We start from the raw sequence: 23,044 nt of genomic DNA, 5'->3' as shown, positions 1-23,044 counted from the left end.
TGAGGAAGTGAGAGCACAGCGAGACGGAGAGAGGAACGCCATGACCACACAGACCGCTCCGGTCGCCAGGAACCTGCCCACCACGCAGCCGGGCAGGCCGCCCCAGGGGACGACCGCCGTGTCCGGCGGCACCGTGGGGGCCGACCAGCCGGCCGCCGACCGCGGCCGCACGTCGATCGCCGACGTCGTCGTCGTGAAGGTGGCGGGCATCGCCGCCCGGGAGATCCCCGGCGTGTACGACATGGGCGGCGGCCTCTCGCGCACCATCGGCGCGGTGCGCGACCGGGTGCCGGGCGGCCGCCCCAACGTGGGGCGCGGCGTGAAGGTCGAGGTGGGCGAGCGGCAGACGGCGATCGACCTGGAGCTGGTCGTCGAGTACGGGGTGTCCGTCATGGACGTCGCCCAGGACGTACGGGAGAACGTCGTCTCGGCGGTGGAACGCGTCACCGGCCTTGAGGTCGTCGAGGTGAACATCACGGTCAACGACGTCCGGCTGCCCGACGACGAGGAGTCGGCGGCCGTGACCGGGGCGCGGGTGGAGTAGCGCGTCCGGGCACGGGCAGAAGCGGATCCGGGTGAGAGGTGGACGGGTACATGAGCACACCGTTCGTCGGCATGGTCGCGGGTACGGCCCTGGCGTTCGCCGGCTGGTTCGGCGGGTTCGGCGCCTTCCTGCTGGTGGCGGCGCTGGGCGCGCTGGGCTGGGTGCTGGGCCGGTGGGCCGAGGACGGCGGAGGTGTCCGGGCGGCGCGGGACGCGTTCGAGCGGATGCGCCGATGACCGCCGCCGCGGAGCGGGGTACCACCGTCGTCGCGGAGCGGGTGGTGCGCAGGGTCGCCGAGCAGGCGGCCGCCGAGGCGCTCCGAACCCGGGACGGTGCCCGCACGGCCCGGGCGTCGGCGTCCGTACGCGGCCGGAGGGCGGAGGTGTCCCTCAGGGTGACGCTGCCGTATCCGGCACCGCTGGCCGAGTCCGTGCACGATGTCCAGCGGCATGTGGTGGAGCGTATCCGGGAGCTGACGGGGCTTGAGGTGCCGACCGCGCGTGTCGGCGTCACCTCACTGGCCCCGGCGATGCTCGCCGGTCCCCTGGCCGCCCCGGCCGGGACGGCCGACGCGAAGAGCACCCCGCGGCGCTGGTGGTCCGAGCGCCGGATCCCCGTCGCCCTGCTGACCTGGGCGGCCACCCTGGCCTTCGGCACGCTCGCCTTCGACCTGGCGCGGGTGCACCTCGCGCACCGGGCCGCCGCCGCCTGGCGGACCTCCACCGTGCACTGGCTGTCCGGGAACCGGCCCGGTGGTCCCGCTGTCACCGTCGCGGGCGGGCTGGTGGCCCTGGCCGGGACCTGGCTGATCGTGCTCGCCCTCACCCCTGGTCGCCGTCGGCAGTGCACCGTCCGCGGCACAACGGACCGCTTCGGTGTCGCGGTCGACCGCTCGGCGGTGACGGCCCTGGTCCGTGACGCGGTGGGAGACGTGGCCGGCATCGGACCGGTACGGGTACGGGTGCGAAGCCGGCGGGTCGCGGTGCGGGCCGTACTCGCCTTCGGCGACCGGCAGCAGGCGCACACCGCCGCTACGGCCGCCGCCCGCACGGCCCTGGCCGCCTGCCTCCTCCGCCGCGGCCCCCGGGTGCGGGTCACCGTCGTCCCGGAGCCGGCCTGGCGACCGCCCGCCCCGACGGCGGGCCCGGTCCCGCCCGAAGCCGTACCCGTCACCGGCGGTCTCCCGGGAGGCGACCGGTGACGCGCTCGACCAGTACGGCCGTCAACCGGTGCGTCCTCGGCGTCATGGGACTGGCCCTTCTCCTCACGGGCTGGTGGGCGACCACGGCGGACCGTGCCCGCGCGGACCGTTCCTCCTGGGTAGGGCCGCACGGCGCGGGCTGGTGGACGCCCGCCGTCATGACCGCGTCGATCGCGCTGACCGTGCTGTTCGCGCTCTGGTTCCTGAGCCGGTTCCGGCGGGGCCCGATGCGGCGGTTCGCCCTGCCGTCCCCCGGCTGCACGGTGCGTGCCCGGGCGCTGGCCGAGGCGCTGGCGGACCGCGTGGCGACCGTCCCCGGCGTCGCCCGCGGGCGCGCCCGGGTGCTCCCCCGCCGGGGACGACGACTGGAGGTGGAGCTGCGGGTCTGGCTGGAAACCGGCACGGCCCCGGAACCCGTGCTGCCCGCTCTCCACGCGATGATGGCGGAAGCCGCCACCGCGGTGGCCCCGTACACGACACACGCAAGGGTCCGTCTGAGTGCCGTCTCGCACCGCAAGCCCCATGTCCGCTGAGCCGTACCCCAACCGGGCCCGCCGCACCGCCGCGTTCCGGCCGCCCGCCGCCTGGTGGCCCGCGCTGAGGCGCACGCCGGTGTCGCTGTGGAACGACGACATCACGGACTACGCGGCGGCGCTGACGTACTACGCGATCCTGACCGTGCTTCCCGCCCTGCTGGCGACGGTGCCGGCGGTCGGTCTGATCAGCCCGGGCACGGCCGCGGAGTTCGTCGGCCACGTCACCGCCTACGCCCCGGCCGAGTCCGGCGCCGAACTGCACACCGCCCTCGTCCACGCGCTGGACACGGACGGGACGGCCTGGCCGCTGCTCGTGACGGGCACGGCCAGCGCGTTGTGGTCGGCGTCCAGTTATCTCGCCGTGTTCCGCCGCGCCCTGCACCGCATGCACCGCGTCGAGGACCGGCGTTCGACCTGGCGCACGGCGCCCCGCATCGTGCTCACCGCGCTCGTGCTGCTCGGTCTGCTCCTCGTCGGATCGCTCGCCCTCCTGCTGACCGGGCCGCTCGCGGAGGCCGTCGGCCGCTCCTTCGGCATGGACACCACGGTGGCCTGGGCGTGGAGTCTGCTGCGCTGGCCGGTGTTGCTCTGCCTGGTCGCGCTGCTGGTCGTGGTCGTCTTCCACACCGGTCCGGCGGTCGCGCGCCGGCGCCGGCACAGTCTGCCCGGCGGCGTGCTGGCCGCCGCGCTGTGGCTGGCCGTCTCCGCGGGCTTCTCGTCGTACGCCGCCACGCTCGGCGCCTACAGCAGGCTGTACGGCTCGCTCTCGGGCATCGTCGTCTTCCTCGTCTGGCTCTGGCTGTCGAACCTGGCGCTGCTCACCGGAGCGCAGTTCGCCGCCGAGCTCGCCGCTCCGGCCGGTGCGGCGGGCCCGCGGGGCGGGCCGTAGCGGGCCCGGCCGGGTCAGCCACGCCGTCCGCCGGACCGGGTTCCTCGTGGCGGGCGGGGGAAGAAGCCGCTGGTGCGGGCCCGGTATCCGGCGTACCCGGGCCGGTCGGCCATGTGCCGTTCCAGCAGCCGCTTTCCGCTGCCCCGGGTCAGCAGCAGGGTCATCACCACCGGCGACACCACGGACACCGCGGCCGCCGCCGGGGAGTCGCAGGCGAGCAGGAACAGTCCCCACCAGACGCAGAAGTCCCCGAAGTAGTTGGGGTGCCGGGTCCACGCCCACAGCCCCCGGTCCATGATCCTTCCCCGGTTGGCGGGGTCGGCCCGGAAGCGGGCCAACTGGGCGTCCCCCACCGCCTCGAAGCCGATCCCGACCGTCCACAGCGCCGTACCGGTCCAGGCGAGAGCGGAGGGCGGCCCCGGTACGTACTGCGCGGCCTGCACGGGCAGGGACACCAGCCACACGAGCGCGCCCTGGAGCAGGTAGACCATGCGGAACGCGTACGCGTTCCGGTTGCCCGGCGCCTTCGTCAGCATCGCCTCGTACCGCGGGTCCTCGCCGTGGCCCCGGCCCCGGCGGGCGATGTGTGCCGCGAGCCGCACCCCCCAGACCGCCGTCAGCGAGGTCACCAGCAGGCGCCGTACGAGGTCCCCGTGCCCGGCGGAGGCGGCCAGGGTGACCGCGGCCACCGCGGTGAACCCGATGCCCCACGCCACGTCCACGACCCGGTGGACGCCGGCGCGTACCGCGACGGCGAAGGTGACGAGCATGACCGCGAGGGCCGCGCCGGCGGCCCAGGCGAGGTTGACGGCGAACGCGCTCCACGGGAATCCGCTCACGGCCGGTCCAGCCCCTGGTACCAGGCGGGCGTCGCCACCGGCAGGCCGCCGGCGCCGCCGGGGCCGGGCCGTACGCCGAGGATCTGGTCCACGCCCATCCGGCCCTCCTCGAACGCCAGCGCCCCGCCCACCAGGTAGAGCCGCCACACCCGTGCGACCTCCTCGCCCACCAGCCGGACGAACCGCTCCCAGCTCTCCTCCAGGGTGCGGTGCCACGCCTCCACCGTGCGGACGTAGTGCTCGCGCAGCGACTCGGTGTGCCGGACCTCGATCCCCGCCGCCTCCAGCAGGCTCACCGTCTCGCCCAGGGGGCGCATGTGCATGTCGGGGGCGATGTACGCCTCGATGAACGGTCCGCCGCCGGGGGCGACCCGGCCGCGCGACATCTGCTGCACCAGCACCCGGCCGCGCGGCCGGACGAGCCGGTGCAGGGCGGCGGCGAACGCCGGGTACTCGGCGTCACCGACGTGCTCGCCCATCTCGACGGTGGCGACGGCGTCGTATCCGCCGCCCTCGTGACCTCCGTCGCGCCCGTGACCTCCGCCGCCGTCGTCCTCGATGTCCCGGTAGTCCCGGCACAGCACCGTCACCCGGTCGGTCAGGCCGCGCTCGCGCACCCGCTCGCGCACGTACGCCGCCTGTTCGCGGGCCAGCGTGACCGCGGTGACCCGAGCACCGTGCCGCTCGGCCGCGTACAGGGTGAGCGAGCCCCAGCCGCAGCCGATGTCCAGCAGCCGGGACCCGGGGGCGAGGGCGAGCTTGCGGCAGATCAGCTCCAGCTTGGCCCGTTGGGCGTCGGCGGGGCCGAACCCGTCGCGCTCGGCGGCCCAGTAGCCGCAGGAGTAGGCCATGGTGTCGTCGAGGAGGAGGCCGTAGAAGTCGTTGGAGAGGTCGTAGTGGTGGCTGACGGCGGCCCGGTCGCGGGCCCGGCTGTGCAGGCCGCCGCGCAGCCGGGCCTGGGAGGCGGGCGCGGCCGGGCGCGGGCCGACCGCGCCGAGACGTACGGCGGTGGCGAGGGCGCGGGCCCGGTCGGCGGGCGTGAGCCGGGGCGGGCGCAGGCCACGTTCGCGTTGGGCGGCCCACATCGTCCGCAGGCCGTGCGCGAGGTCGCCGTCGACGTCCAGTTCGCCGGTGACGTACGCCTGGGCCAGGCCGAGTTCGCCGGGCTGCCACAGCAGGCGGCGCAGCGCGCGCCGGGAACGTACGACGACCACGGGGGCGTCGGCGGGGCCGGTCTCGCTGCCGTCCCAGGCGCGCAACCGCAGCGGCACCGGGCCGCCGAGCGCGTCCCCGGCGAGGGCGGCGAGCAGGTGGGCGGCGCCCGGCCGGGCGGTGGCGGCGGTGTCGGCGGTGGTCATGGGGCGGGGTTCTCCTTGGTGAACAGGTACTGCTGCACGTCGAGGTACCCGGCCCGGAACCCGGCCTCGGAGTAGGCCAGGTAGAAGGTCCACAGCCTGCGGAAGACGTCGTCGAAGCCGAGTGCCGTGACCTCGTCGGCGCGCTCGGTGAACCGCTCCCGCCACAGCCGCAGCGTCTCCGCGTAGTGGGCGCCGAAGGCGTCGCGGCGGGCCGGGCGCAGCGCGGTGTGGTCGCGGACGGTCTCCTCGATCGCCCGGGTGGACGGGATGAAGCCGCCGGGGAAGACGTACTTGTGGATCCAGGTGAAGGTGGAGCGGGTGGCGAGCATCCGCTCGTGCGGCATGGTGATGGCCTGGAGCGCCACCCGGCCGCCCGGTGCCAGCCGCTCGTCCAGGGTGCGGAAGTACACCGGCCAGAACTCCGCGCCGACCGCCTCGATCATCTCCACGCTGACGATCGCGTCGTACTCCCCGCGGGCCTCGCGGTAGTCGCACAGCCGGACGTCGACGCGCTCGGCGAGGCCGGCCCCGCGCACCCGCTCCCGGGCCAGGTCCCGCTGCTCCCGGGAGAGGGTGAGCGAGGTGACGCGGGCGCCTCGGGCGGCGGCCCGCAGGGCCAGTTCGCCCCAGCCGGTGCCGATCTCCAGCAGCCGGGTGCCCGCGCCCACGCCGGCCAGGTCGAGGAGCCGGTCGATCTTGCGGTGCTGGGCCGCGGCGAGCCGGTCCCAACTCGCCGGGAACCCACGGAAGAGGGCGGAGGAGTAGCTGAGGGTGTCGTCGAGGAAGAGGGCGAACAGGTCGTTGGACAGGTCGTAGTGGCGGCTGATGTTGGCGCGGGAACCGTCGGGGGTGTTGCGCTCGGCAGGTGGCCGGCGTGGTGCCCACAGGCCGCGCAGCCGTTGCACCGGGGCCGGGATCAGCTCGGCGGCGTGTCCCGCTAGGACGGTGAGGACGGCCACCAGGTCGGGGGCGTCCCACTCGCCCGCCAGGTAGGACTCGCCGAACCCGACCAGGCCGCCGGTCCCGATCCGGGCGTGGAAGGCGGCCGGGTCGCGCACCTCGATCAGCGGTCCGCCCAGCCCGGCGTCCGCGGCACCCGCGAACCGGGCTCGCAGGGGCAGCCGGTCCAGGGCCCGGCGGACGAGGGCCGCGGTGACGGCGGTACGGGGCCGGGAGGCGGCCGGTACCGCGGCGACGTCGGGCCAGTGGGCGGCGTCGACGTCGGCCAGGCGGACGGCGTCGACGGCTGCGGTGTGCGGGCGGGAGGCGGGGAGCTCGCCGGGAGCGGCCGGGGGTCCGTCGGAGGTGGCAGGGTCCTCGTCGGGCCTGACCAGCTGGTCGTCGGGCGTGACCGGCTGGTCGTCGGCGGATGTGCGGGGCTCTGCTGTCCTCATGTCGCGTTCTCCGGGGTGTGGTGTCCGGGGCGGGGCTGGACGGGCAGTCCCCGCAGGTAGAGGCGGATGCCGTGGACGCGGATCGCGGCCGACACGGCGAGGGTGGACCAGGGATGGCGGAGCGCCAGCCGCAGCAGGGCCGCCGAGGTGGCCGCACGGCGGGTGCCGCGGACGGTCGCGGTGAAGGCCCGGCCGTCCGCGCCGTCCAGGTGCACGGTCAGGCCGAGCAGTTCCCCGGGCCGCGGCAGCCGCATCCGGTAGCCGCCGTCGACCGGGAAGAACGGCGAGACGTAGAACTCCTTCTCGGCGCGCGCGGTCCCGGACCCGTCCGGCCGCAGCAGGTAGCAGTGCCGCCCGCCGTAGGTGTTGTGCACCTCCGCGACCACGCAGCGCGGTTCCCCGCCGGGGCCGTGACACCAGTACAGGGTGAGCGGGTTGAACACGTACCCGAGTACCCGCGCGTGGGTGAGCATCACCACCCGGCCGCCGTCCAGGTGCACGCCGTGACCGGCGAGGAAGTCGTCCAGACCGGCCCGGATCGAGGGCCGGTCGCCGGTGAAGTGGTCACGCGGATCGAAACGGGCCAACGGCCGCAGCGGGAGCGGAAGCCGGGGCGGGTGGTCGGGGTCGACGAGCCACATGTAGGTGCGGTGCCGCAGCCGGTACCGCCGGGGTGTGGTGCGCACGTGCGTGATCCGGCAGGCGTAGAGGGCGGGTACGTCGTTCACCAGCGCACCCCCAGCGCGGCGGCGGCCTCGACACCGGAGCGGCAGCCGTCCTCGTGGAACCCCCAGCCGTGATAGGCGCCCGCGAACGCGCACACCCCACTCGCCAGTTCGGGCAGGCGTTGCTGCGCGGCCACCGACTCCGGTGTGTAGACGGGGTGTTCGTAGACCATGCGAGCCAGCACCCGGCCGGGGTCGACACGGTCCTCGCCCCCCAGGGTGACCACGTACGTCTCGGCGGCGTCCAGGCGCTGCAGCCGGTTCATGTCATAACTGACCTGCACCCGGCCGGAGTCGGCCGTGCACGACGGCATCAGGTGGTTCCAGGAGGCGCGGGCCCCCGGGGCACGGGGCAGCAGCCGGGTGTCGGTGTGCAGCAGGGTGGTGTTGCGGGAGTAGCGGAACGCGCCCAGCACCGCCCGCTCCCGCTCGGTCGGATCGGCGAGCAGCCGCAGCGCCTGGTCCGGGTGGACGGCGACCACCACGGCGTCGTACGGCTCGGTGGTGCCGTCCCCGGCGGTGACCTCCACGCCGTCGGCGTGGCGCCGTACGGACCGTACGGGCGTGCCGGTGCGGACGTCGCCGATCTGCTTGGCGACCCGGTCCACATAGGTGCGCGAACCGCCGATGACCGTGCGCCACACCGGTGAGCCGCCCACCGACAGCATCCCGTGGTGCTCAAGGAAGCGGAACAGGTAGGCAGCCGGATAACGCTGGGCCGTGGCGGCGTCGCAGGACCACACGGCCGACACCAACGGGGTCGCGAAGTGGCGGCGGAAGTACGGGGAGAAGCCCTCCCGGTCCAGGAACTCCCCCAGCGTCAGCCCCTGTTCGTCCCCGTCCGCCAGCAGCCGGCGGGCCGCTCGGTGAAATCGGGGCACCTCGGCCAGCAGCCGCAGGTAGGGGCCGCGCAGGAGGTTGCGGGGCTGGGCGAGGAGTCCGGCCGGGCCGCGGGCACCGGCGTACTCCAGGCCGCAGCCCTCGCACCGCACCGACATGCTCATCTCCGACTCCTGCGTGGGTACGCCGAGTTCGTCGAAGAGCCGCAGGAGCCACGGATAGGTGCGCCGGTTGTGGACGATGAACCCGGAGTCGACGCGGTGCACCCGTCCGTCGTACGGCGACGTCAGCTCGTGGGTGTGCGCGTGTCCGCCGAGCCGGTCGTCGGCCTCGTACAGCGTGACGTGACCGGCGCCGCCCAGCAGGTACGCGGCGGTCAGTCCCGCCACCCCGGACCCCAGTACGGCCGTACGCCGCCCGCGCCGTACCGGGCCGCGCGGGGCGCCCCTCGCCGTCGGATCCATCGCTGCCCTCCTGTCCCGCCCCCCGCGATCGGGGGCCCGCGCGTAATCCGGAACAGGTCGCGCGGCGGATTGGCCGAGCGGTGGATTACACCGAGGGCATCGGGCCGACGGCCCCTCGTCGCTCGCGGTGGGCGACACCACCGCGACGGTCATGTCGGACAGGTCGAAGCCGCGTACCTGGCAGACGCCCTCCGCCACCTCCGACAGCCCGTGGTCCGAGCACAGCCGGCTCTGCGGCCGCAGACCCGGGTCCGCCGGCGCCGGGCACTCCCCGACCAGGAACCCCTATGCGTCGAGGTCCGTCTTCGCCCAGGCCCGGGCGCCAGGTCACGGGGGGTCAGAGCGGATTTGTGACTCTCTCAGGAGCGATCGGACGCGCGGAGCGTCACATGTGCCTCACGCCGGGCAGCGGTGACGCCGTATGCCGATCCACTGCGAGGCGCCACACCTGCCCGCGTGTGCAGGAGCGGGCAGGCGAGGCTCTTCGCGGGAGTCGGCGGTCGAGCGGGGCACAGTCCCGGGGCCGATCACCCGGCCGGTATGCCGTCACGGTGACCCGGCTCGACCGGCCATGATCGGCCGAGCCGGGTCACGTCAGCGCCGCCGCTGGTCGGCGCCCAGCTCGAAGTCTCCGTAGCTGTTGTCGACGGGGTTGACCGTGACTCCGGGGGCGACGATCTCGTCGATGGCGTCGAGCACGTCGGCCGACAGCGTGACGTCGGCGGCGGGCAGGAACGCCTCCAGCTGCTCCATGGTGCGCGGGCCGATGATCGCCGAGGTGACGCCGGGGTGGTTGATGACGAAGGCGACGGCCAGCTCGATCAGCGTGAGACCGGCCTTCTCCGCGAGGACGGCGAGCTGTTCGACGGCGTCCAGCTTGCGCTGGTTGGCGGGGGTACTCATGTCGAAGCGGGCCTGGGGGCGTGCCGCGGAGGCGGGGCCCTCGATGGCGTTCCTGCGGTAGCGCCCGGAGAGCCAGCCGCCGGAGAGCGGGCTGTAGGTGAGGGTGCCCATGCCGTGGCGGCGCACGGTGGGAAGCACGTCCTCCTCGATGCCGCGGACCAGGATCGAGTACGGCGGCTGCTCGGTCACGAACCGCTCCAGGTGGCGCTCCCGCGAGGTCCACTGGGCCTCGACGATCTGGGAGCCGGAGTAGGACGAGGAGCCGAGGTAGCGGATCTTGCCCTGATGCACGAGGTCGGAGAGAGCGCCGAGGGTCTCGGCCACGTCGGTGTCCGGGCTGGGGCGGTGGACCTGGTAGAGGTCGATGTGGTCGGTGCCCAGCCGCCGCAGGGAGTTCTCGACCGCGCGGATGATCCAACGTCGGCTGCCACCTCGCTGGTTGGGGTCGTCCTGGTCCATCGGCATGAAGAACTTGGTCGCGAGGAACACGTCCTCGCGGCGGCCCTTCAGCGCCTTGCCGACGATCTCCTCGGAGACGCCGGCGGAGTACACGTCGGCGGTGTCGACGAAGTTGATGCCCGCGTCGAGGGCGCGGTGGATGATCCGGATCGAGTCGGCTTCGTCCTCGTTGCCCCAGGGGCCGAACATCATCGCGCCCAGGCAGAGCGGGCTGACCCGGACGCCGGTGCGGCCGAGCGGTCGGTACTGCATGAGGTGGATCTCCTCTTTCGTGTGCGTGGTCAGTCGTTCCCCCCGGGGACGACCGTGCCGGTGGTCGTCCAGCTGGCGAGCAGGTCCAGGGCCTCTCGCTCCGGGGAGTCCGGCTCGGGGGTGTAGAAGTTGAGTCGCAGGCCCGGGTCGGAGGGCAGGTCCATCGCCTCGTAGGGCAGCGCGAGGTCGCCGACCAGCGGGTGGTGGAAGTTCTTCACGCCGGAGCGGTGGAACTTCACGTCGTGCTGTGCCCACCTGCGGGCGAATTCGCTGCTCCGGGTCGTCAGTTCCCCGATCAGGTCGGTCAGCGCCTTGTCGTGCGGTGCTCGGCCCGTCTCGGTGCGCAGGAAGGCGACCGCGTCGTCGGCGTTCTTGTCCCAGTCGACCCAGAAGTCCTGGCTCGCGGGGTCCAGGAACAGGAAGCGGGCGCTGTTGACCGGCCCGCGCTGGGCGAACAGCGGGGAGTCGAAGAGGGGCGCGTACAGCGCCCGGCCCAGGGCGTTGGCGGCCACGATGTCGAAGCGGGCGTTGCGCACGAACGCGGGTACGCCGGTCATCGAGTCGAGCAGCCGCAGGATCGTGGGCCGTACCCGCGAGGAGGTCACCGCCGGCCGCCGTCCGGACGGGGCCGACGCGCGGGCCAGGTCGTACAGGTGGGTGCGTTCGGCCTCGTTGAGCTGCAGGGCGTGCGCAAGGGCTTCGAGGACGGAGTCGGAGGCGCCGCTGAGGTTTCCGCGCTCCAGGCGGACGTAGTAATCCACACTCATGCCGGCGAGCAGGGCGACCTCCTCGCGGCGCAGACCCGCGACACGGCGGTTTCCGCCGTAGACCGGCAGCCCGGCCTGCTCCGGCGTGATCCTGGCCCGCCGCGTGCTGAGGAACTCGCGCACCTCGCCGGCCAGGCTCTTTTTCTCAGTGCCGGCCACGGTCGCACTCCAGGCAGGGGATCGGCCCCGCGTCCGTACGGCAAGGAATGCGGCGGAAGGTGGCCGCGGCGGGGGGGCAGGGGCACGGGGAACTCCTCGGGATCGGCGTGAATCTTGCGCCGGCCTCTCCACCGTAGGGCGGTCGGCGAGCGCCTGCGAGGTACTGCCGGTACCTGGAAGAGCAGTGACTCCCACCTGCGGGGCCGCGCGCGGTCTCCTGGAGAGGACCGAGAACCCGATGCCGTGGAAGCAGGATCCTGAGCTCGGCCTTTACCGATCTGGAGGAGCACCGTGCGCGCAGCGCTCATGTACGAAGCCGGTGACGTCCGCGTCGACGACGTGGCCGATCCGACCCTCAAGGAGCCCACCGACGCCGTTGTCCGCATCACCGCTGCGTGTGTGTGCGGCAGCGACCTGCACCCCTACCGGTCCATGCCCGGTGCCGACGGCCCGGTCCGGATGGGACATGAGTTCATCGGCGTGGTCGAGGCGACCGGCAGCGGCGTCCGCACGGTGAAGAAGGGCGACCTGGTCGTCGCCCCGTTCGCCTACTCGGACGGCACCTGCGAACACTGCCGGGCGGGGCTGCAGACCTCCTGCGTGCACGGCGGCTTCTGGGCCCTGAACGGCATCGACGGCGGGCAGGGCGAAGCCGCCCGCGTTCCGCTCGCCGACGGCACCCTGGTCAAGCTGCCGGTCGGTGCCGACGACGCGCTGATCCCGTCCCTGCTCACCCTCTCCGACGTCATGGGCACCGGGCACCACGCCGCGGTGCGCGGCGGGGTGCGGCGCGGCAGCACCGTCACCGTGATCGGAGACGGTGCGGTCGGTCTGCTCGCCGTGCTCGCCGCCAAGCGGCTCGGCGCCGAGCAGATCGTCCTCATGGGCAGACACACCGCCCGCACCGACCTGGGCCGTGTGTTCGGGGCGACCGACGTGGTCGCCGAGCGCGGCGGCGAAGGCATCGAGAAGGTCCGCGAGCTCACCGATGGCGGCAGCCCGATCGTCGTGGAAGCGGTAGGGCACCGGCCCGCCTATGAGCAGGCGTACGGAGTGGTCCGGGCCGGCGGGACCATCAGCCGGGTGGGCGTACCACAGTACGAGGAGGCACCGGTCGGTTTCGGCAGCCTCTTCGGCCCGAACATCACACTGACCGGAGGGCCCGCCCCGGCCCGCGCCTACATCGAGGAGCTGCTCCCCGACGTTCTGGAGGGCCGGATCGAGCCCGGCCGGGTCTTCGACCGCACCGTCGCTCTCGACGAGGTCGGCGAGGGATACCGGGCCATGGACGCGCGCGAGGCGCTCAAGGTGCTGGTGCGACCGTGAACAGGCAACCTGCGATCAACGCGATGGACGCCACCGCGCGTGGGGGCGCCACCGTACCCGCCGCTCGGGCGCTCACCACGACGACCGACGCCGGGAAGCTGCCGATGGGGCCGGTGACACCTTGACCACCACCGCACAGCGCACGTCGGCGCCCGCGGCAAAGCGGGCGGGCAGGACCCCGGCCCACGCGACGGTGGTCCTCGCGATCATCTGCGTCAGCTACTTCATGGTCATCCTCGACAACTCGATCGTCTTCACCGGGCTGCCGCAGATCCGCTCCGCCATGGGGTTCTCCGAGACCGGCCTGTCCTGGATCACCAACGCCTACGTCCTGGTCTTCGGCGGACTGCTGCTGCTGGGCGCCCGGGCCGGTGACCTGTTCGGACACCGCAGGGTCTTCCTGTTCTCCCTGGTCGTCTTCTCGCTCACCTCGCTCTTGGTGGGCGCCGCGCAGACCCAGTGGTGGTTGATCGGTGCCCGGGCACTCCAGGGCGTCGGCGCTGCCGTCCTGGCCCCGTCCGCGTTGTCGCTGCTCACGCGCAGCTTCGCCGAGGGCAGGGCCCGCAACCGGGCGATGGCCGCCTACAGCGCCGTGGCCGGCCTCGGCGCGGCTCTCGGCCTGGTGGTCGGAGGGCTGACCGCGGACCTGATCTCGTGGAGGGCGGGGTTCTTCCTCAACGTCCCCGTCGGCGTCCTGATGATGGTGATGGCCCTGCGGTACCTGCCCGAGACCGAGCGCCGGGGCGGCCTTTTCGACGTGGCGGGGGCGCTGCTGGCGACACTGGGCTCCACCGCGCTGGTCCTTGGCATCGTGGACGCCGCCGACGTCGGATGGACCGCCCCCGCCACCCTGATACCGCTGGCAGCGGGCGCAGTGCTGCTGTCCTCGTTCGTGGCGGTGGAGCGGCGGGCCGCACAGCCGATCGTCCCGCTGCGGCTGTTCGCCGGCCGGGAGCGCAGCGGCGCCTACGTCACCCGGATGCTCTACATGGGCGCGATGATGGGATTCTTCTTCACCGCCCAGTTCGTGCAGAGCGTCTACCACTGGACCCCGCTGCAGGCCGGCCTGGCGTTCCTGCCTATGACGCTGGTCAACTTCGTCTTCGCTGTCCAGGTGCCCCGCCTTCTGGAGCGGGTCGCGCGGCCGCTGGTCCTGGTGACCGGGGTCGCTCTGACCACGGCCGGCATGGCGTGGCTGAGCCGTCTGGGCCTGCACACCCCCTACCTGACCGGGGTGGGCCTGCCGATGGTACTCATCGGCGCCGGGCAGGGCCTGACGCTGGCCCCGCTGACCTCCAGCGGCGTCGACGGAGTCGCCCCCTCCGCCGCGGGCGCCGCCTCCGGCCTGGTCAACACCGTCCACCAGATCGGCAGCGCGCTGGCCCTGAGCATCCTGACCGCCGTGGCCGCCTCCGTCTCCACCGGCCACTCGGCCGCCGACATCGCGGCCCGCTCCGGAGCAGCCCTGACCGGCTCCGCCGTCCTACTCGCCCTGGCCGTCGCCACCGTTCTGATCCTCATCGTGCCGTCGCGGACACCCCGCAAGGAAAGGACCCTCTGATGCAGACCCTCACCCTCAACAACGGCGTCGAGATGCCCGCCCTCGGACTCGGCGTCTTCCAGACCCCTCCCGAAGAGACCAGGGCCGCCGTCGAGGCCGCGCTCGACCTCGGCTACCGGCACATCGACACCGCCGCCGCCTACGGCAACGAGCGCGAGGTCGGCCAGGCGCTCCGCGACTCCGGTGTCCCCCGCGAGGAGCTCTTCGTCGAGACCAAGATCTGGATCAGCGACTACGGCCACGACGAGACCCTGCACGGGTTCGACAAGAGCGCGGCGAAGCTCGGCGTGGACCAGATCGATCTGCTGATCCTGCACCAGGCGCTGCCGTCGGACTTCGAGCGGACCCTTGCCGCCTACCGGGCCCTGGAGAAGCTGCTGTCCGACGGCAAGGTCCGCGCGATCGGCGTCAGCAACTTCATGGTCGACCACCTGGCGACACTGCTCGACGCCACCTCCGTCGTCCCGGCCGTCAACCAGCTGGAGATCCACCCCTACTTCCAGCAGCGCGCCGTCCTCGACTTCGACGACGCCCACGGCATCCTCAACCAGGCGTGGTCCCCCATCGGTGGCATCACCTTCTACCGGGGCTACGGCGAGGACCGCAGGAGTGTCCTTCAGGACCCGGCCGTCACCCGTATCGCCGAGGCCCACGGCAAAAGCCCGGCCCAGGTGCTCCTGCGCTGGGGGCTCCAGCAGGGCCGCTCAGTGATCCCGAAGTCCACCAAGCGGCACCGCATCGCCGAGAACATCGACGTCTTCGACTTCGAGCTCACCGCGGAGGAGCTGACCGCCCTGGACGCGCTGGAAACCGGCCGGCGCGGCGGCCCCGAGCCCGAGGCCGTCACCCTCGCGGACTACGGCCGCGCCATCCCCGAAGCCTGACGGCCCACCCCGCACCACCCGTAACCCGTAAGGAGGAACCCACATGTCCGCCACCGTCAGGGCGTTCGGCGCCCACGAGGCCACCGGCCGCTCTCCCCGGTCACCATCGAGCGCCGCGACGTCGGTCCGCAGGACGTCAACACCGCCTACGAGCGGATCCACGCCTCGGGCGTCGGGTACCGGTTCGTGGTCGACGGCTCGACCTTCGCCGGTCTGAAGGCATGACGCGCCCGATCCGTCTCAGCGGTGACGGCGGCGCGGTGCCCGAGGCACATCCGCCACGCGTCCAGAGGACGCCGGCATTCCCCCCATCCGTGGAAGGTGAGAACCATGACCACTTGGAACGGCTCCGACCTGGCAAGCATCGGTGCGGCGGAAGAACTGGACCTGGAGTCCGAACGCGGCGACGGCAGCCTCCGCGCCCCCGTGACCATGTGGGTCGTTCGGGCCGGTGACCGGCTCTACGTCCGCTCGGTCAAGGGCGTCGACGGCCCCTGGTACCGCGGCACCCGCTCCCGCCACCAGGGACGCGTAGAGGCCGGTGGCGTCCGGGCCGACGTCACCTTCCGCCACGCCGACCCCCACGAGTACGCCGAGGTGGACGCGGCCTACCGGAAGAAGTACGGCCGCTACACCAGCATCGTCGAGCACGTCCTGACCGACCAGGCCCGCGCTTCCACCCTGCGACTCGAACCCCGCTGACCGCCCCCGCACCTCTTCCCCCTCTCCAAGGAGCACCACCCGTGCGAGCCACCCTGATGTACGCCGCCGAAGACGTCCGCGTCGAGGACGTGACCGACCCGAAGATCCAGCACCCCACCGACGCGGTCGTGCGCATCGTGCTGTCCTGCGTCTGCGGCAGCGACCTGTGGCCCTACAAGTCACTGGCGCCCACCGACACCCCCCGCCACATGGGCCACGAGTTCCTCGGCGTCGTCGAGGAGACCGGCTCCGAGGTACGCACCCTCAAGCCCGGGGACGTGGTCGTCGCACCGTTCGTCTGGGCCGACAACACCTGCGCCTACTGCCGCGAGGGCCTGCAGACCTCCTGCCGGCACGGCGGACAGTGGGGAGTGAACGGCGTCGACGGCGGCCAGGGACAGGCCGCCCGCGTCCCGCAGGCCGACGGCACCCTGGTGAAGCTGCCCGTCGCCGAGGACTCCGAACTCCTCCCGGACCTCCTCACCCTCTCCGACGTGCTGTGCACCGGCTACCACGCCGCCCGCACCGCCGGCGTCCACCGTGGTGACACCGTCACCGTCATCGGGGACGGCGCGGTCGGGCTCTCCGCCGTGATCGCCGCCAAGCTGCTCGGCGCCGAACAGATCGTCCTCATGGGCCGCCACCAGGCCCGCACCGACCTCGGCCGCGACTTCGGCGCCACCGACGTCGTGGCCGAGAGAGGCGACGCGGGCGTCGCCCGGGTCCGCGAACTCACCGGCGGCGAGGGCACCCGCAAGGTCCTGGAGTGCGTCGGCCTGAAGGACGCGCTCGTACAGAGCTTCGGCGTGGTCCGCGACGGCGGCACCGTCAGCCGCGTCGGTGCCCCGCAGTTCACCGACGTGCCGTTCGGCTTCGCCGACTTCATGCGCAACATCACCCTTACCGGCGGCGTCGCGCCCGCCCGGGCCTACATCGAGGAGCTGATGCCGCACATTCTCGACGGCTCGATCCGGCCCGGACGCGTCTTCGACCGCACGGTCTCCCTGGAGGAGATCGCCGACGGCTACCGCGCCATGAACGACCGCGAGGCCCTGAAGACACTGGTGCGCCCGTGACCGCCCGCACGCCGAACCCCGCCGCCGCAGCGGCACATGAGCGACGGTTCTGCGGTCACGCCTCCACCCTCGCCGTCACCGACCCGGAGCTGATCGAGTAACTTCGACAACTTCGCCTTCGGCGAGGTGCTGCGCCACACCGGCGGCCTTTCCGAACGCACCCGGCTCATGACCCAGCTCGCCTCGATGATCGCGTCGGCGCGGTCGCGGAGTACCGGGTGACGCTCGGCGCCGCCCTCACCGTCGGTGTCACTCCGGTGGAGGCCAAGGAGGTCGTCCACCAGGCGGTGCCGTACGCCGGCATGGCTCGGGTCTTCGACTTCCTGCACGCCAGCACGCCACCAACGACGTCCGCACGGACCGCGGCGTCCGGCTTCCGCTGGAGGGCCGGTCCACCACCACGCCCAACGCCCGCGCGGCGGACGGGCTCGCCGTGCGGAAGCGGATCGTCGGCGACGCCCCCGTCGACGCGATGTACGAACGCGCCCGCCGACGAGGTGGCATAAGGCCCCCACCAACCTGATCTTTCCCTCACGAGGGGGCGGGCCGCGATTCCCGATCCGTGGTCTGTCCCCTCATGTGTCGGCGCGCGGCTATTGACGCACAGCGTCCCACTGCACGGAAAGACGCTGCAGCAGTTGCTCGGCCGAGTCATCGGGGTGGAACTCCTGGAGGACCTGTGCGAGACGCAGAGCGCGGGCCACCTGGGGGCCGGGGGAAAGGCCGAGTGCCTCCATGACGTTCGATGCGGAAACGATCAACACCCCGCTCGTGTCGGCGAGTAGCGCCCACTCGGCGCGCAGACGGATCTCGTGATCGAAATCGGCGTCGTGCGCGAGCTTCTCAAGTGCCCTCGCCCACCGCATTCGGTACCGAGCATGAATGCTGTTCAGCTTTTGATCGTTGAGCCGCTGCAGCCCCAGATCTCCCGCAGCCTCCTGAAGACTTTGCCTGTAACGCGGATAATCCTGACGCTCCAAGGCGGCACACCACTGCAACACCAGCGTGGATTTCTCCGGACTCCGCTCAACGGACTTGGCTATGGCCAGCATGAAGTGGGCATACGCCTCATTCTGTTCGAGCAGCTTGGCCAAGCAGTGCTGCCATTCAACGGTGGACTGGGGTACTACGGACCCGCAGGCTCTTTCGAACCACTCGTTGCAGATTCGCTCGGTCTCCTCGCCCTCGGATTCCGACGCATCCATGTGATGGACCAGGAACGCGCGCAACCGGCGCATCGTGTCCGCAAAATCCTTCTCGGGCGGCGTGTGTCCCAGGACCGCAGACTGTTCGTAAAGCCACCTGCTGGACGCCGCCCATGCCTCCGAGTACCACGCCCGCATCCAGATCGTGGCGAAGAAGAATGCGGTCTGCGGGTGCGTGAAGTCGGGTGGAGGCAGACTGACGTCCGTACCCGCTGCACGCTTCAACAGGTGGCGGGCGAGGCGGTCGAGGCTCCGTTGGACGCCGGTGATGCGATTCCAGGCGGCCCCAGGCTCGACCTGCGGGATGGGCTGCGTCGTTGTCACCGCGCACCTCGCACTTCGCTCTGGCGACGGGCGGCGGGCCCCAGAAGCGTGGGCCCACGACGCTCTCCAGGTTCCCGTGGAGGCTCCAGTCGCGGACCGATCATGTTGAAGGAAATGTAGGCGTCAAGCGTCCTGCCTTCGACGGCCTGGTCGGCACCGAAGCCGGACGGGTCGAAGGGGAGCTCCCGCTGGTATTCCTCGACCCAGCAGCGGCCACCCTGGAAGTCCGCGTCGACCCGAAGGACTCGGGCCCGGAAGATTCGTGGAGTACCGTCCTCCAAGCTCGACACATAGACGTTGATCACGCGACGGCGATCCCGCTGCTCCAGTGAGAGTCGATCCAGGTCCCGGAATGCATCTATCGCCCGGTCGACACTGCCCAGGTGGAAGAGCGCCAGCGCGCGCATGAAGTGGACCCTGAGCGAAGGCATCGCGTCGTAGGCCGACGCAAGTTCCGTGAGCTCGAGACATTCCTGCCAACCAGTCTGGTCCAGCGGCAAGGTCTGGCGCTCGCCCGACAGGAATCGCTCACCGGTTCGCGCGAACCACAGCAAGTCAACAGCAAGGCGTACGCAGCGTTCGTCTTGGAGCCGGAGGGGATTCCTCCTGAGATGTTCCAGAGCACGCTGAACTCCGTCATGGTCGGGTTCATTGTTGATGAAGCCGCTGACTTTCAGCGCGTAGAAGAAGGCGGCCAGCGGCTCATCGTACGCCTCAAGCTTTTTCAACTGCTGCTCAGCCAGGAAATGATTGCTCGCCAGTGAGGCGATTTCGACGAACTTGCTGTGATAGAGGCCGGCCTGTCCCGGCTCAAGAGCCTCCGGGTCGATCGCCGTCAGAGCGCTCAGGCAGTCACCTATCAGAGTGGCAGCAGCCTCGTCGGGCAGCACGCCCGATTTGAACGTGTCCCGGGTCGCCCAACAGAGCACATCCACCGGGTAGTAGTTGGTCGCCTCGCACTCCAGAGCCGACTGGACGCTTCGTTTGAGAGCCCCGAGTTCACCCGAGACATACTCCTCGCTCGGCAACGGATCAGGGATGCCGCCGTTGGGTCCAGAGTGAAGCAGTTCGTATAGTTGCGAGCCGCGGACGCTGGCCTGCTCGACGTAGAGGTTAAGGCGGATGTCTCGTCGGTGACCCAGGTCTTCCGCTTCCCGCAGCGCCTCGTCCACTGCCTCTTGTGCTGCCTCCAAGGCGCGGCGTCGCAGGTTGACGTCAGGTCCCTGCCGACGCTGGTCCCACACCGCCCACTCACGCCGCATGTTCACTTCTTTGTGGGTGAGCCGTGCATGAATCACAGGGTTCGTGACCAGCATTCTCAGCTTGGCGATGGAGTCGGCGATCAGCAGGTATTGTGACCCGTACTTCCGCTGCTCCCGGTTCTTCTGCGGACCGATCGCGGTGAGGAGCGCCATGACGAACTCGATCTCCGGGCCCCCGTTACGGGCTCGCGAATCAGGCCGGACCAGCTCAATCACTTCGGCAATCTGAGCCGCCTCCCGCTCTTCTCCCCATCTGCGGTGGCCAGTCAGCAGGGTTGCCTCCAACTGGTTACGTCCTCCGAGGGTGTAGTTACCCTGTTCGTCCTCGTCCCAGCGGATGATGTCTATGCCACTCAGCAGGTCCGGAAGATTCCGGACGCCGTCGCGACCGATGGTGCGAAGGGCGAGTTCGAGTGGCGTGCGGAGGCCGTGGCTGTGAATCAGCAGGACCAAGCTGAGGATGCGCTCGTATGGGTCGTCCTTCCATGCGGCCGCTCCCTCCTGCGTGGTGCCCGGGAGTACTTCCAGTCCGTGAAGGAGGCCGGCGTCCTGCAGGGCCGCCGCCATGATTGTGGGTGGCTCGTAACTGATTCTCGTACGGGCGGCATATCCGAGGCGCTCCTCTGAACGCCTCAACTCGAGCACCAAGCCACGGGACAGAGGAGCATGCGCGTCGGGCAGGAGGCGGTACAGAGCCGAAAGGAACGATCGATCACGAGCTACGATCGCCTCGTCCGCGCCTTTGAGAACGATGCCGAAGTCCGCCAGGTATCGGGTGAAGCGGCCAAGTTCCTTGCCGGCGATGGTGGCCGGCGCCTCGATGAAATCCCTCCCCCGCTGGTACCGGGGGGGCGTCGTCCTCACCTGCTTGTCGGTTCTCCCACGCCTCCTATCACCGTCGCCGAACTGGTCTGCATCCCAGTAGCAACTGCCAACCATGACCACCTTTCGGCCCCGGCTGCGCAGATAGTCGAAGAGTCGCTGGTACTCCTCAGGCTCCAACATGCCGTCCCACACAATCAGAGTGTTGGCTCCCGACTGTTCCTCCGCCCACAGGCAGAAGTCATCAAGTGCCTGATACTCCGGACGCGTCGACTTGCGCGGGATATGGAGAACGATTCGCCTGCCCGTCCGGGCCGTCTGGAAGGCCAGTCGAGCCAGAGCGACGCTCTTGCCCGTCCCCGACTGGCCGACGACGAGAAGTGGTCCCCGTCGCTCCGGTGATGCGGCTGCACCTTCGATCAAGTCCGTCAAGGCTTTCTCAAAGCCGCGTTGGAAGGGGAGGGCGCGGGCATGCGCCCACCAAGTGGGCGAGCCGTCACTCGCGCCGAGAAACTCGCGAAACTTCTGGAAGCGCCGATGCCTGGATTCAGCAGGCGGATCATCGAGGAGATCCACGTCCACCGGGCGGGCATGCGGCAGAATCCGCTGCCAGCGACTCCGGTCGATGGGCAGGCGCCGATCGCCGACCCGTACCGCGTGGGTCGAGGCAGTGGCCGGTCCGCCATCGCTCAAACGACCCGTACTGCGCGCTTCCTCCACCAGGGAGGCGAATGTCTCCCGATGTGGGACAAGCACCTTGAGATTGATCGCTTCACGGATGAACTCGTCCGCGAGGATTTCATCGGTCGCGGAGAACAGGTGCACCTGGTTCGGGACCGCGTCGCAGATCTGACTGTAGAGAGTCTCGGGGTCGAGCCAGTCGTTGAGGGACCACCCTTCCAGGACCAGCAAACCGCGCGGGGTCAGTCCGTCCGTCACGATACGCGACAGGGCCTCGGCTGCCAGCGCTCTGCGTCGCGACAACTCCATCTTCGTCGCGGGCGGTCTTTCGTCAGCCGGCTGGTCAACGCCTCCGAAGAGCATGAGCGCCTGAACGTCGGCCCTGTCACGTGACAGGCGCGTCCGGTCGCGCTGGGGCACAGTCTCCTGAACCGTCCGCCAGTGCTGTTTGAGACCCAGCCGCCACGACGGATCGACGGCCGACGAGAGCACGCCGTTCCAAGGGAACTCCAGTGTGGTCTTCAACGACGGCGGCAGTACCAGTACGCGTCCAGCATCGTTCACCGCCCTGGCAGCAGCGTCACGGCTGTCTGGAGCAGCGCCAAGAATTGCTTGGTATACGTTTTCGGGCAAGTTGGCCATGCCCAGTGCCCTGGTCAGAGGCCCTACCAGCGGGTCCTGTCCGGTCTCGAGGGATAGATAACCCTGTCCTAGGAACAAGAAGGACGGACCCCTGTCCAGCCGCTCGAACAGCGCCTGCTTCCCCACCGACATGCAGTCTCCAGGTGCGTAACCCACCGGCCGCTTCCCTATAGCGACGGGCCGTCAATTCTGCACTGTTGCAGCAGTTTTCGCACCAGACCTGCCAATCGCGAAGTCCGGCATCGACATGGCGCCCAGCGAGGGACAGAGGAGGGTCCGACGCCAGGCGGTCGTCACTTTGGCCGACCGCGTGGTGCGCGTGCGACTGCTGCTCGACGGTTTCGGCGCCAAGGAGATCGAGCGGCGGCTCGACCGCGTGAGCGCCGCGGGCGTGCAGGTGGCCTGGTTCCGCAAACCCGTGTGGCTGACACCGTTCAAACAGAACCACCGTTGCCACCGCAAGGCCCTCATCGTCGACGAACACCCCGCCCTCACCGGCGGCGTCGGCATCGCGGAGGAATGGAGCGGTAATGCCCGCAACCCTGCCGAGCGGCGCGACACCCACGTCCAGGTGCAAGGCCAGGCCGTGGACGGCATCGCGGCCGCGTTCGCGCAGAACTGGGCCGAGCAGGTCGTGCGCGGCTCCGCAAGCATCGGCCGGCAGGACTTGCAAACCCTCATCCGGGTCGTGCTCGCCTCCGCCGAGGAACGCTTCCGGCGGGCCACGGCCTACATTGCCCCTGACGCCTACTTCAGCGACCTACTGTGCCAGACCGCACGTCGCGGCGTGCAGGTCGAGATCCTGCTGCCTGGCCCCCACACCGACCAGCGCGCCTGCCAACTCGCCGGTCAACACCACTACACGCGTCTGCCGCAGGCCGGCGTGCACATCCGCCGGTACCAGCCGACCATGATGCACGCCAAGATCATCACCGTGGACTCGGTCGCTTCTCTCGTCGGATCCACAAATTCAACCGCCGGTCCATGGACCACGACGAAGAAGTGATGCTCGCCGTCCTGGACGACGAGTTCACTGCCTTCCTCGACCGCGACCACAAGGCGGACCTGCGCCACAGCCTGGGCGTCCAGCCCACTCGATGGAGACGACGGGCAGTGCTGCAACGCGCCGAGGAAGCCGCCGTCACCCCGATCCGGCGCTTCCTGTGAGCCGACCGTCGAAAGGGGCCTGCCCGGCGTGACGCCGGGCCGGCCCCAGTCGACGGCGCGCC

At 71.1% G+C, this 23,044-nt stretch carries 20 protein-coding genes and 1 pseudogene; 12 read left to right on the top strand and 9 right to left on the bottom strand.

The genetic code is table 11. The features are described 5' to 3' along the window. Positions 1-40: 40 nt before the first annotated feature. Genes AB0472_RS42845 through AB0472_RS42825 form a run of 5 tightly spaced genes read left to right on the top strand, consistent with a single transcriptional unit; the run spans position 41 to position 3,170 of the window. A complete protein-coding gene (locus AB0472_RS42845; protein ID WP_366364804.1) occupies positions 41-544 on the top strand; it encodes an Asp23/Gls24 family envelope stress response protein in 504 nt (167 codons plus the stop codon). A gap of 50 nt (positions 545-594) precedes the next feature. Continuing rightward, positions 595-780, top strand: a complete 186-nt coding sequence (locus AB0472_RS42840; protein WP_366364803.1) for a hypothetical protein — start codon at positions 595-597, stop codon at positions 778-780. Beyond that, positions 777-1,745, top strand: coding sequence for a DUF6286 domain-containing protein (locus AB0472_RS42835; RefSeq protein WP_366364802.1), 969 nt, complete (start codon positions 777-779; stop codon positions 1,743-1,745). Before AB0472_RS42840 ends, AB0472_RS42835 begins: the two co-directional genes overlap by 4 nt. Beyond that, a complete protein-coding gene (locus tag AB0472_RS42830; protein WP_366364801.1) occupies positions 1,742-2,278 on the top strand; it encodes a hypothetical protein in 537 nt (178 codons plus the stop codon). The genes AB0472_RS42835 and AB0472_RS42830 overlap by 4 nt, the downstream gene beginning before the upstream one ends. Next, a complete protein-coding gene (locus tag AB0472_RS42825) occupies positions 2,268-3,170 on the top strand; it encodes a YihY/virulence factor BrkB family protein (RefSeq protein WP_366364800.1) in 903 nt (300 codons plus the stop codon). Before AB0472_RS42830 ends, AB0472_RS42825 begins: the two co-directional genes overlap by 11 nt. A 14-nt stretch (positions 3,171-3,184) precedes the next feature. Here the strand turns inward: AB0472_RS42825 and AB0472_RS42820 are convergent, their stop codons facing one another. From AB0472_RS42820 to AB0472_RS42790, 7 genes are all read right to left on the bottom strand, one after another. Next, positions 3,185-4,009 (bottom strand): DUF1295 domain-containing protein, encoded by an 825-nt coding sequence (locus AB0472_RS42820; protein WP_366364799.1) that lies wholly within the window; start codon positions 4,007-4,009, stop codon positions 3,185-3,187. Then, positions 4,006-5,367 (bottom strand): cyclopropane-fatty-acyl-phospholipid synthase family protein, encoded by a 1,362-nt coding sequence (locus AB0472_RS42815; protein ID WP_366364798.1) that lies wholly within the window; start codon positions 5,365-5,367, stop codon positions 4,006-4,008. The genes AB0472_RS42820 and AB0472_RS42815 overlap by 4 nt, the downstream gene beginning before the upstream one ends. Continuing rightward, positions 5,364-6,761: a class I SAM-dependent methyltransferase gene (locus AB0472_RS42810; protein WP_366364797.1), complete on the bottom strand. Its 1,398-nt coding sequence runs from the start codon at positions 6,759-6,761 to the stop codon at positions 5,364-5,366. Before AB0472_RS42810 ends, AB0472_RS42815 begins: the two co-directional genes overlap by 4 nt. After that, positions 6,758-7,489, bottom strand: a complete 732-nt coding sequence (locus tag AB0472_RS42805) for a DUF1365 domain-containing protein (protein ID WP_366364796.1) — start codon at positions 7,487-7,489, stop codon at positions 6,758-6,760. Before AB0472_RS42805 ends, AB0472_RS42810 begins: the two co-directional genes overlap by 4 nt. Continuing rightward, positions 7,486-8,790: an FAD-dependent oxidoreductase gene (locus AB0472_RS42800; protein ID WP_366364795.1), complete on the bottom strand. Its 1,305-nt coding sequence runs from the start codon at positions 8,788-8,790 to the stop codon at positions 7,486-7,488. Before AB0472_RS42800 ends, AB0472_RS42805 begins: the two co-directional genes overlap by 4 nt. Positions 8,791-9,384: 594 nt before the next feature. Beyond that, positions 9,385-10,404: an aldo/keto reductase gene (locus AB0472_RS42795; protein ID WP_366364794.1), complete on the bottom strand. Its 1,020-nt coding sequence runs from the start codon at positions 10,402-10,404 to the stop codon at positions 9,385-9,387. Between the two features lie 29 nt (positions 10,405-10,433). Next, complete coding sequence (locus tag AB0472_RS42790) at positions 10,434-11,330, bottom strand: helix-turn-helix transcriptional regulator (protein WP_366364793.1); 897 nt, start codon at positions 11,328-11,330, stop codon at positions 10,434-10,436. Positions 11,331-11,621: 291 nt separating this feature from the next. Between AB0472_RS42790 and AB0472_RS42785 the strand changes: the two genes are divergently transcribed. The 6 genes from AB0472_RS42785 to AB0472_RS42760 all read left to right on the top strand — a co-directional run bounded on the left by AB0472_RS42785 (position 11,622) and on the right by AB0472_RS42760 (position 16,879). Next, positions 11,622-12,656, top strand: coding sequence for an alcohol dehydrogenase catalytic domain-containing protein (locus AB0472_RS42785; RefSeq protein ID WP_366364792.1), 1,035 nt, complete (start codon positions 11,622-11,624; stop codon positions 12,654-12,656). Next, on the top strand, positions 12,653-12,781 hold the full coding sequence (locus AB0472_RS42780; RefSeq protein ID WP_366364791.1) for a hypothetical protein: 129 nt from the start codon (positions 12,653-12,655) through the stop codon (positions 12,779-12,781). The genes AB0472_RS42785 and AB0472_RS42780 overlap by 4 nt, the downstream gene beginning before the upstream one ends. Then, positions 12,778-14,217 (top strand): MFS transporter, encoded by a 1,440-nt coding sequence (locus AB0472_RS42775; RefSeq protein WP_366364790.1) that lies wholly within the window; start codon positions 12,778-12,780, stop codon positions 14,215-14,217. Before AB0472_RS42780 ends, AB0472_RS42775 begins: the two co-directional genes overlap by 4 nt. Next, positions 14,217-15,101, top strand: coding sequence for an aldo/keto reductase (locus tag AB0472_RS42770; protein ID WP_366364789.1), 885 nt, complete (start codon positions 14,217-14,219; stop codon positions 15,099-15,101). Before AB0472_RS42775 ends, AB0472_RS42770 begins: the two co-directional genes overlap by 1 nt. A 330-nt stretch (positions 15,102-15,431) precedes the next feature. Further along, complete coding sequence (locus AB0472_RS42765) at positions 15,432-15,803, top strand: DUF2255 family protein (RefSeq protein ID WP_366364788.1); 372 nt, start codon at positions 15,432-15,434, stop codon at positions 15,801-15,803. A 41-nt stretch (positions 15,804-15,844) separates the two neighbouring features. Next, on the top strand, positions 15,845-16,879 hold the full coding sequence (locus AB0472_RS42760; RefSeq protein WP_366364787.1) for a zinc-dependent alcohol dehydrogenase family protein: 1,035 nt from the start codon (positions 15,845-15,847) through the stop codon (positions 16,877-16,879). A gap of 593 nt (positions 16,880-17,472) precedes the next feature. On the opposite strand, the gene AB0472_RS42755 is transcribed toward AB0472_RS42760, so the two are convergent. Together AB0472_RS42755 and AB0472_RS42750 are read right to left on the bottom strand one after the other, a co-directional pair. After that, complete coding sequence (locus tag AB0472_RS42755) at positions 17,473-18,408, bottom strand: hypothetical protein (RefSeq protein WP_366364786.1); 936 nt, start codon at positions 18,406-18,408, stop codon at positions 17,473-17,475. Continuing rightward, positions 18,405-21,947 carry a hypothetical protein gene (locus tag AB0472_RS42750; RefSeq protein WP_366364785.1) on the bottom strand — a complete coding sequence of 1,181 codons (3,543 nt, stop codon included), beginning with the start codon at positions 21,945-21,947 and terminating at the stop codon, positions 18,405-18,407. The genes AB0472_RS42755 and AB0472_RS42750 overlap by 4 nt, the downstream gene beginning before the upstream one ends. 166 nt (positions 21,948-22,113) lie before the next feature. Between AB0472_RS42750 and AB0472_RS42745 the strand changes: the two are divergent. After that, positions 22,114-22,982 (top strand): annotated as a pseudogene (locus AB0472_RS42745) (phospholipase D-like domain-containing protein); the annotation flags it as partial. Positions 22,983-23,044 lie beyond the last annotated feature (62 nt).

Source organism: Streptomyces sp. NPDC086777 (assembly GCF_040702065.1).
Lineage (GTDB): Bacteria > Actinomycetota > Actinomycetes > Streptomycetales > Streptomycetaceae > Streptomyces.
The sequence above is the reverse complement of the archived record's forward strand: the minus strand, read 5'-3'. Positions and strand labels throughout refer to the sequence as shown.

What these genes read in the sequence shown, in the direction of transcription:
- AB0472_RS42835 (WP_366364802.1), top strand. Translation starts at nt 777, where the DNA reads ATGACCGCCGCCGCGGAGCGGGGTACCACCGTCGTCGCGGAGCGGGTG.
- AB0472_RS42815 (WP_366364798.1), bottom strand. Translation starts at nt 5,367, where the DNA reads ATGACCACCGCCGACACCGCCGCCACCGCCCGGCCGGGCGCCGCCCAC.
- AB0472_RS42840 (WP_366364803.1), top strand. Translation starts at nt 595, where the DNA reads ATGAGCACACCGTTCGTCGGCATGGTCGCGGGTACGGCCCTGGCGTTC.
- AB0472_RS42770 (WP_366364789.1), top strand. Translation starts at nt 14,217, where the DNA reads ATGCAGACCCTCACCCTCAACAACGGCGTCGAGATGCCCGCCCTCGGA.
- AB0472_RS42800 (WP_366364795.1), bottom strand. Translation starts at nt 8,790, where the DNA reads ATGGATCCGACGGCGAGGGGCGCCCCGCGCGGCCCGGTACGGCGCGGG.
- AB0472_RS42750 (WP_366364785.1), bottom strand. Translation starts at nt 21,947, where the DNA reads ATGTCGGTGGGGAAGCAGGCGCTGTTCGAGCGGCTGGACAGGGGTCCG.
- AB0472_RS42845 (WP_366364804.1), top strand. Translation starts at nt 41, where the DNA reads ATGACCACACAGACCGCTCCGGTCGCCAGGAACCTGCCCACCACGCAG.
- AB0472_RS42810 (WP_366364797.1), bottom strand. Translation starts at nt 6,761, where the DNA reads ATGAGGACAGCAGAGCCCCGCACATCCGCCGACGACCAGCCGGTCACG.
- AB0472_RS42765 (WP_366364788.1), top strand. Translation starts at nt 15,432, where the DNA reads ATGACCACTTGGAACGGCTCCGACCTGGCAAGCATCGGTGCGGCGGAA.
- AB0472_RS42795 (WP_366364794.1), bottom strand. Translation starts at nt 10,404, where the DNA reads ATGCAGTACCGACCGCTCGGCCGCACCGGCGTCCGGGTCAGCCCGCTC.
- AB0472_RS42825 (WP_366364800.1), top strand. Translation starts at nt 2,268, where the DNA reads ATGTCCGCTGAGCCGTACCCCAACCGGGCCCGCCGCACCGCCGCGTTC.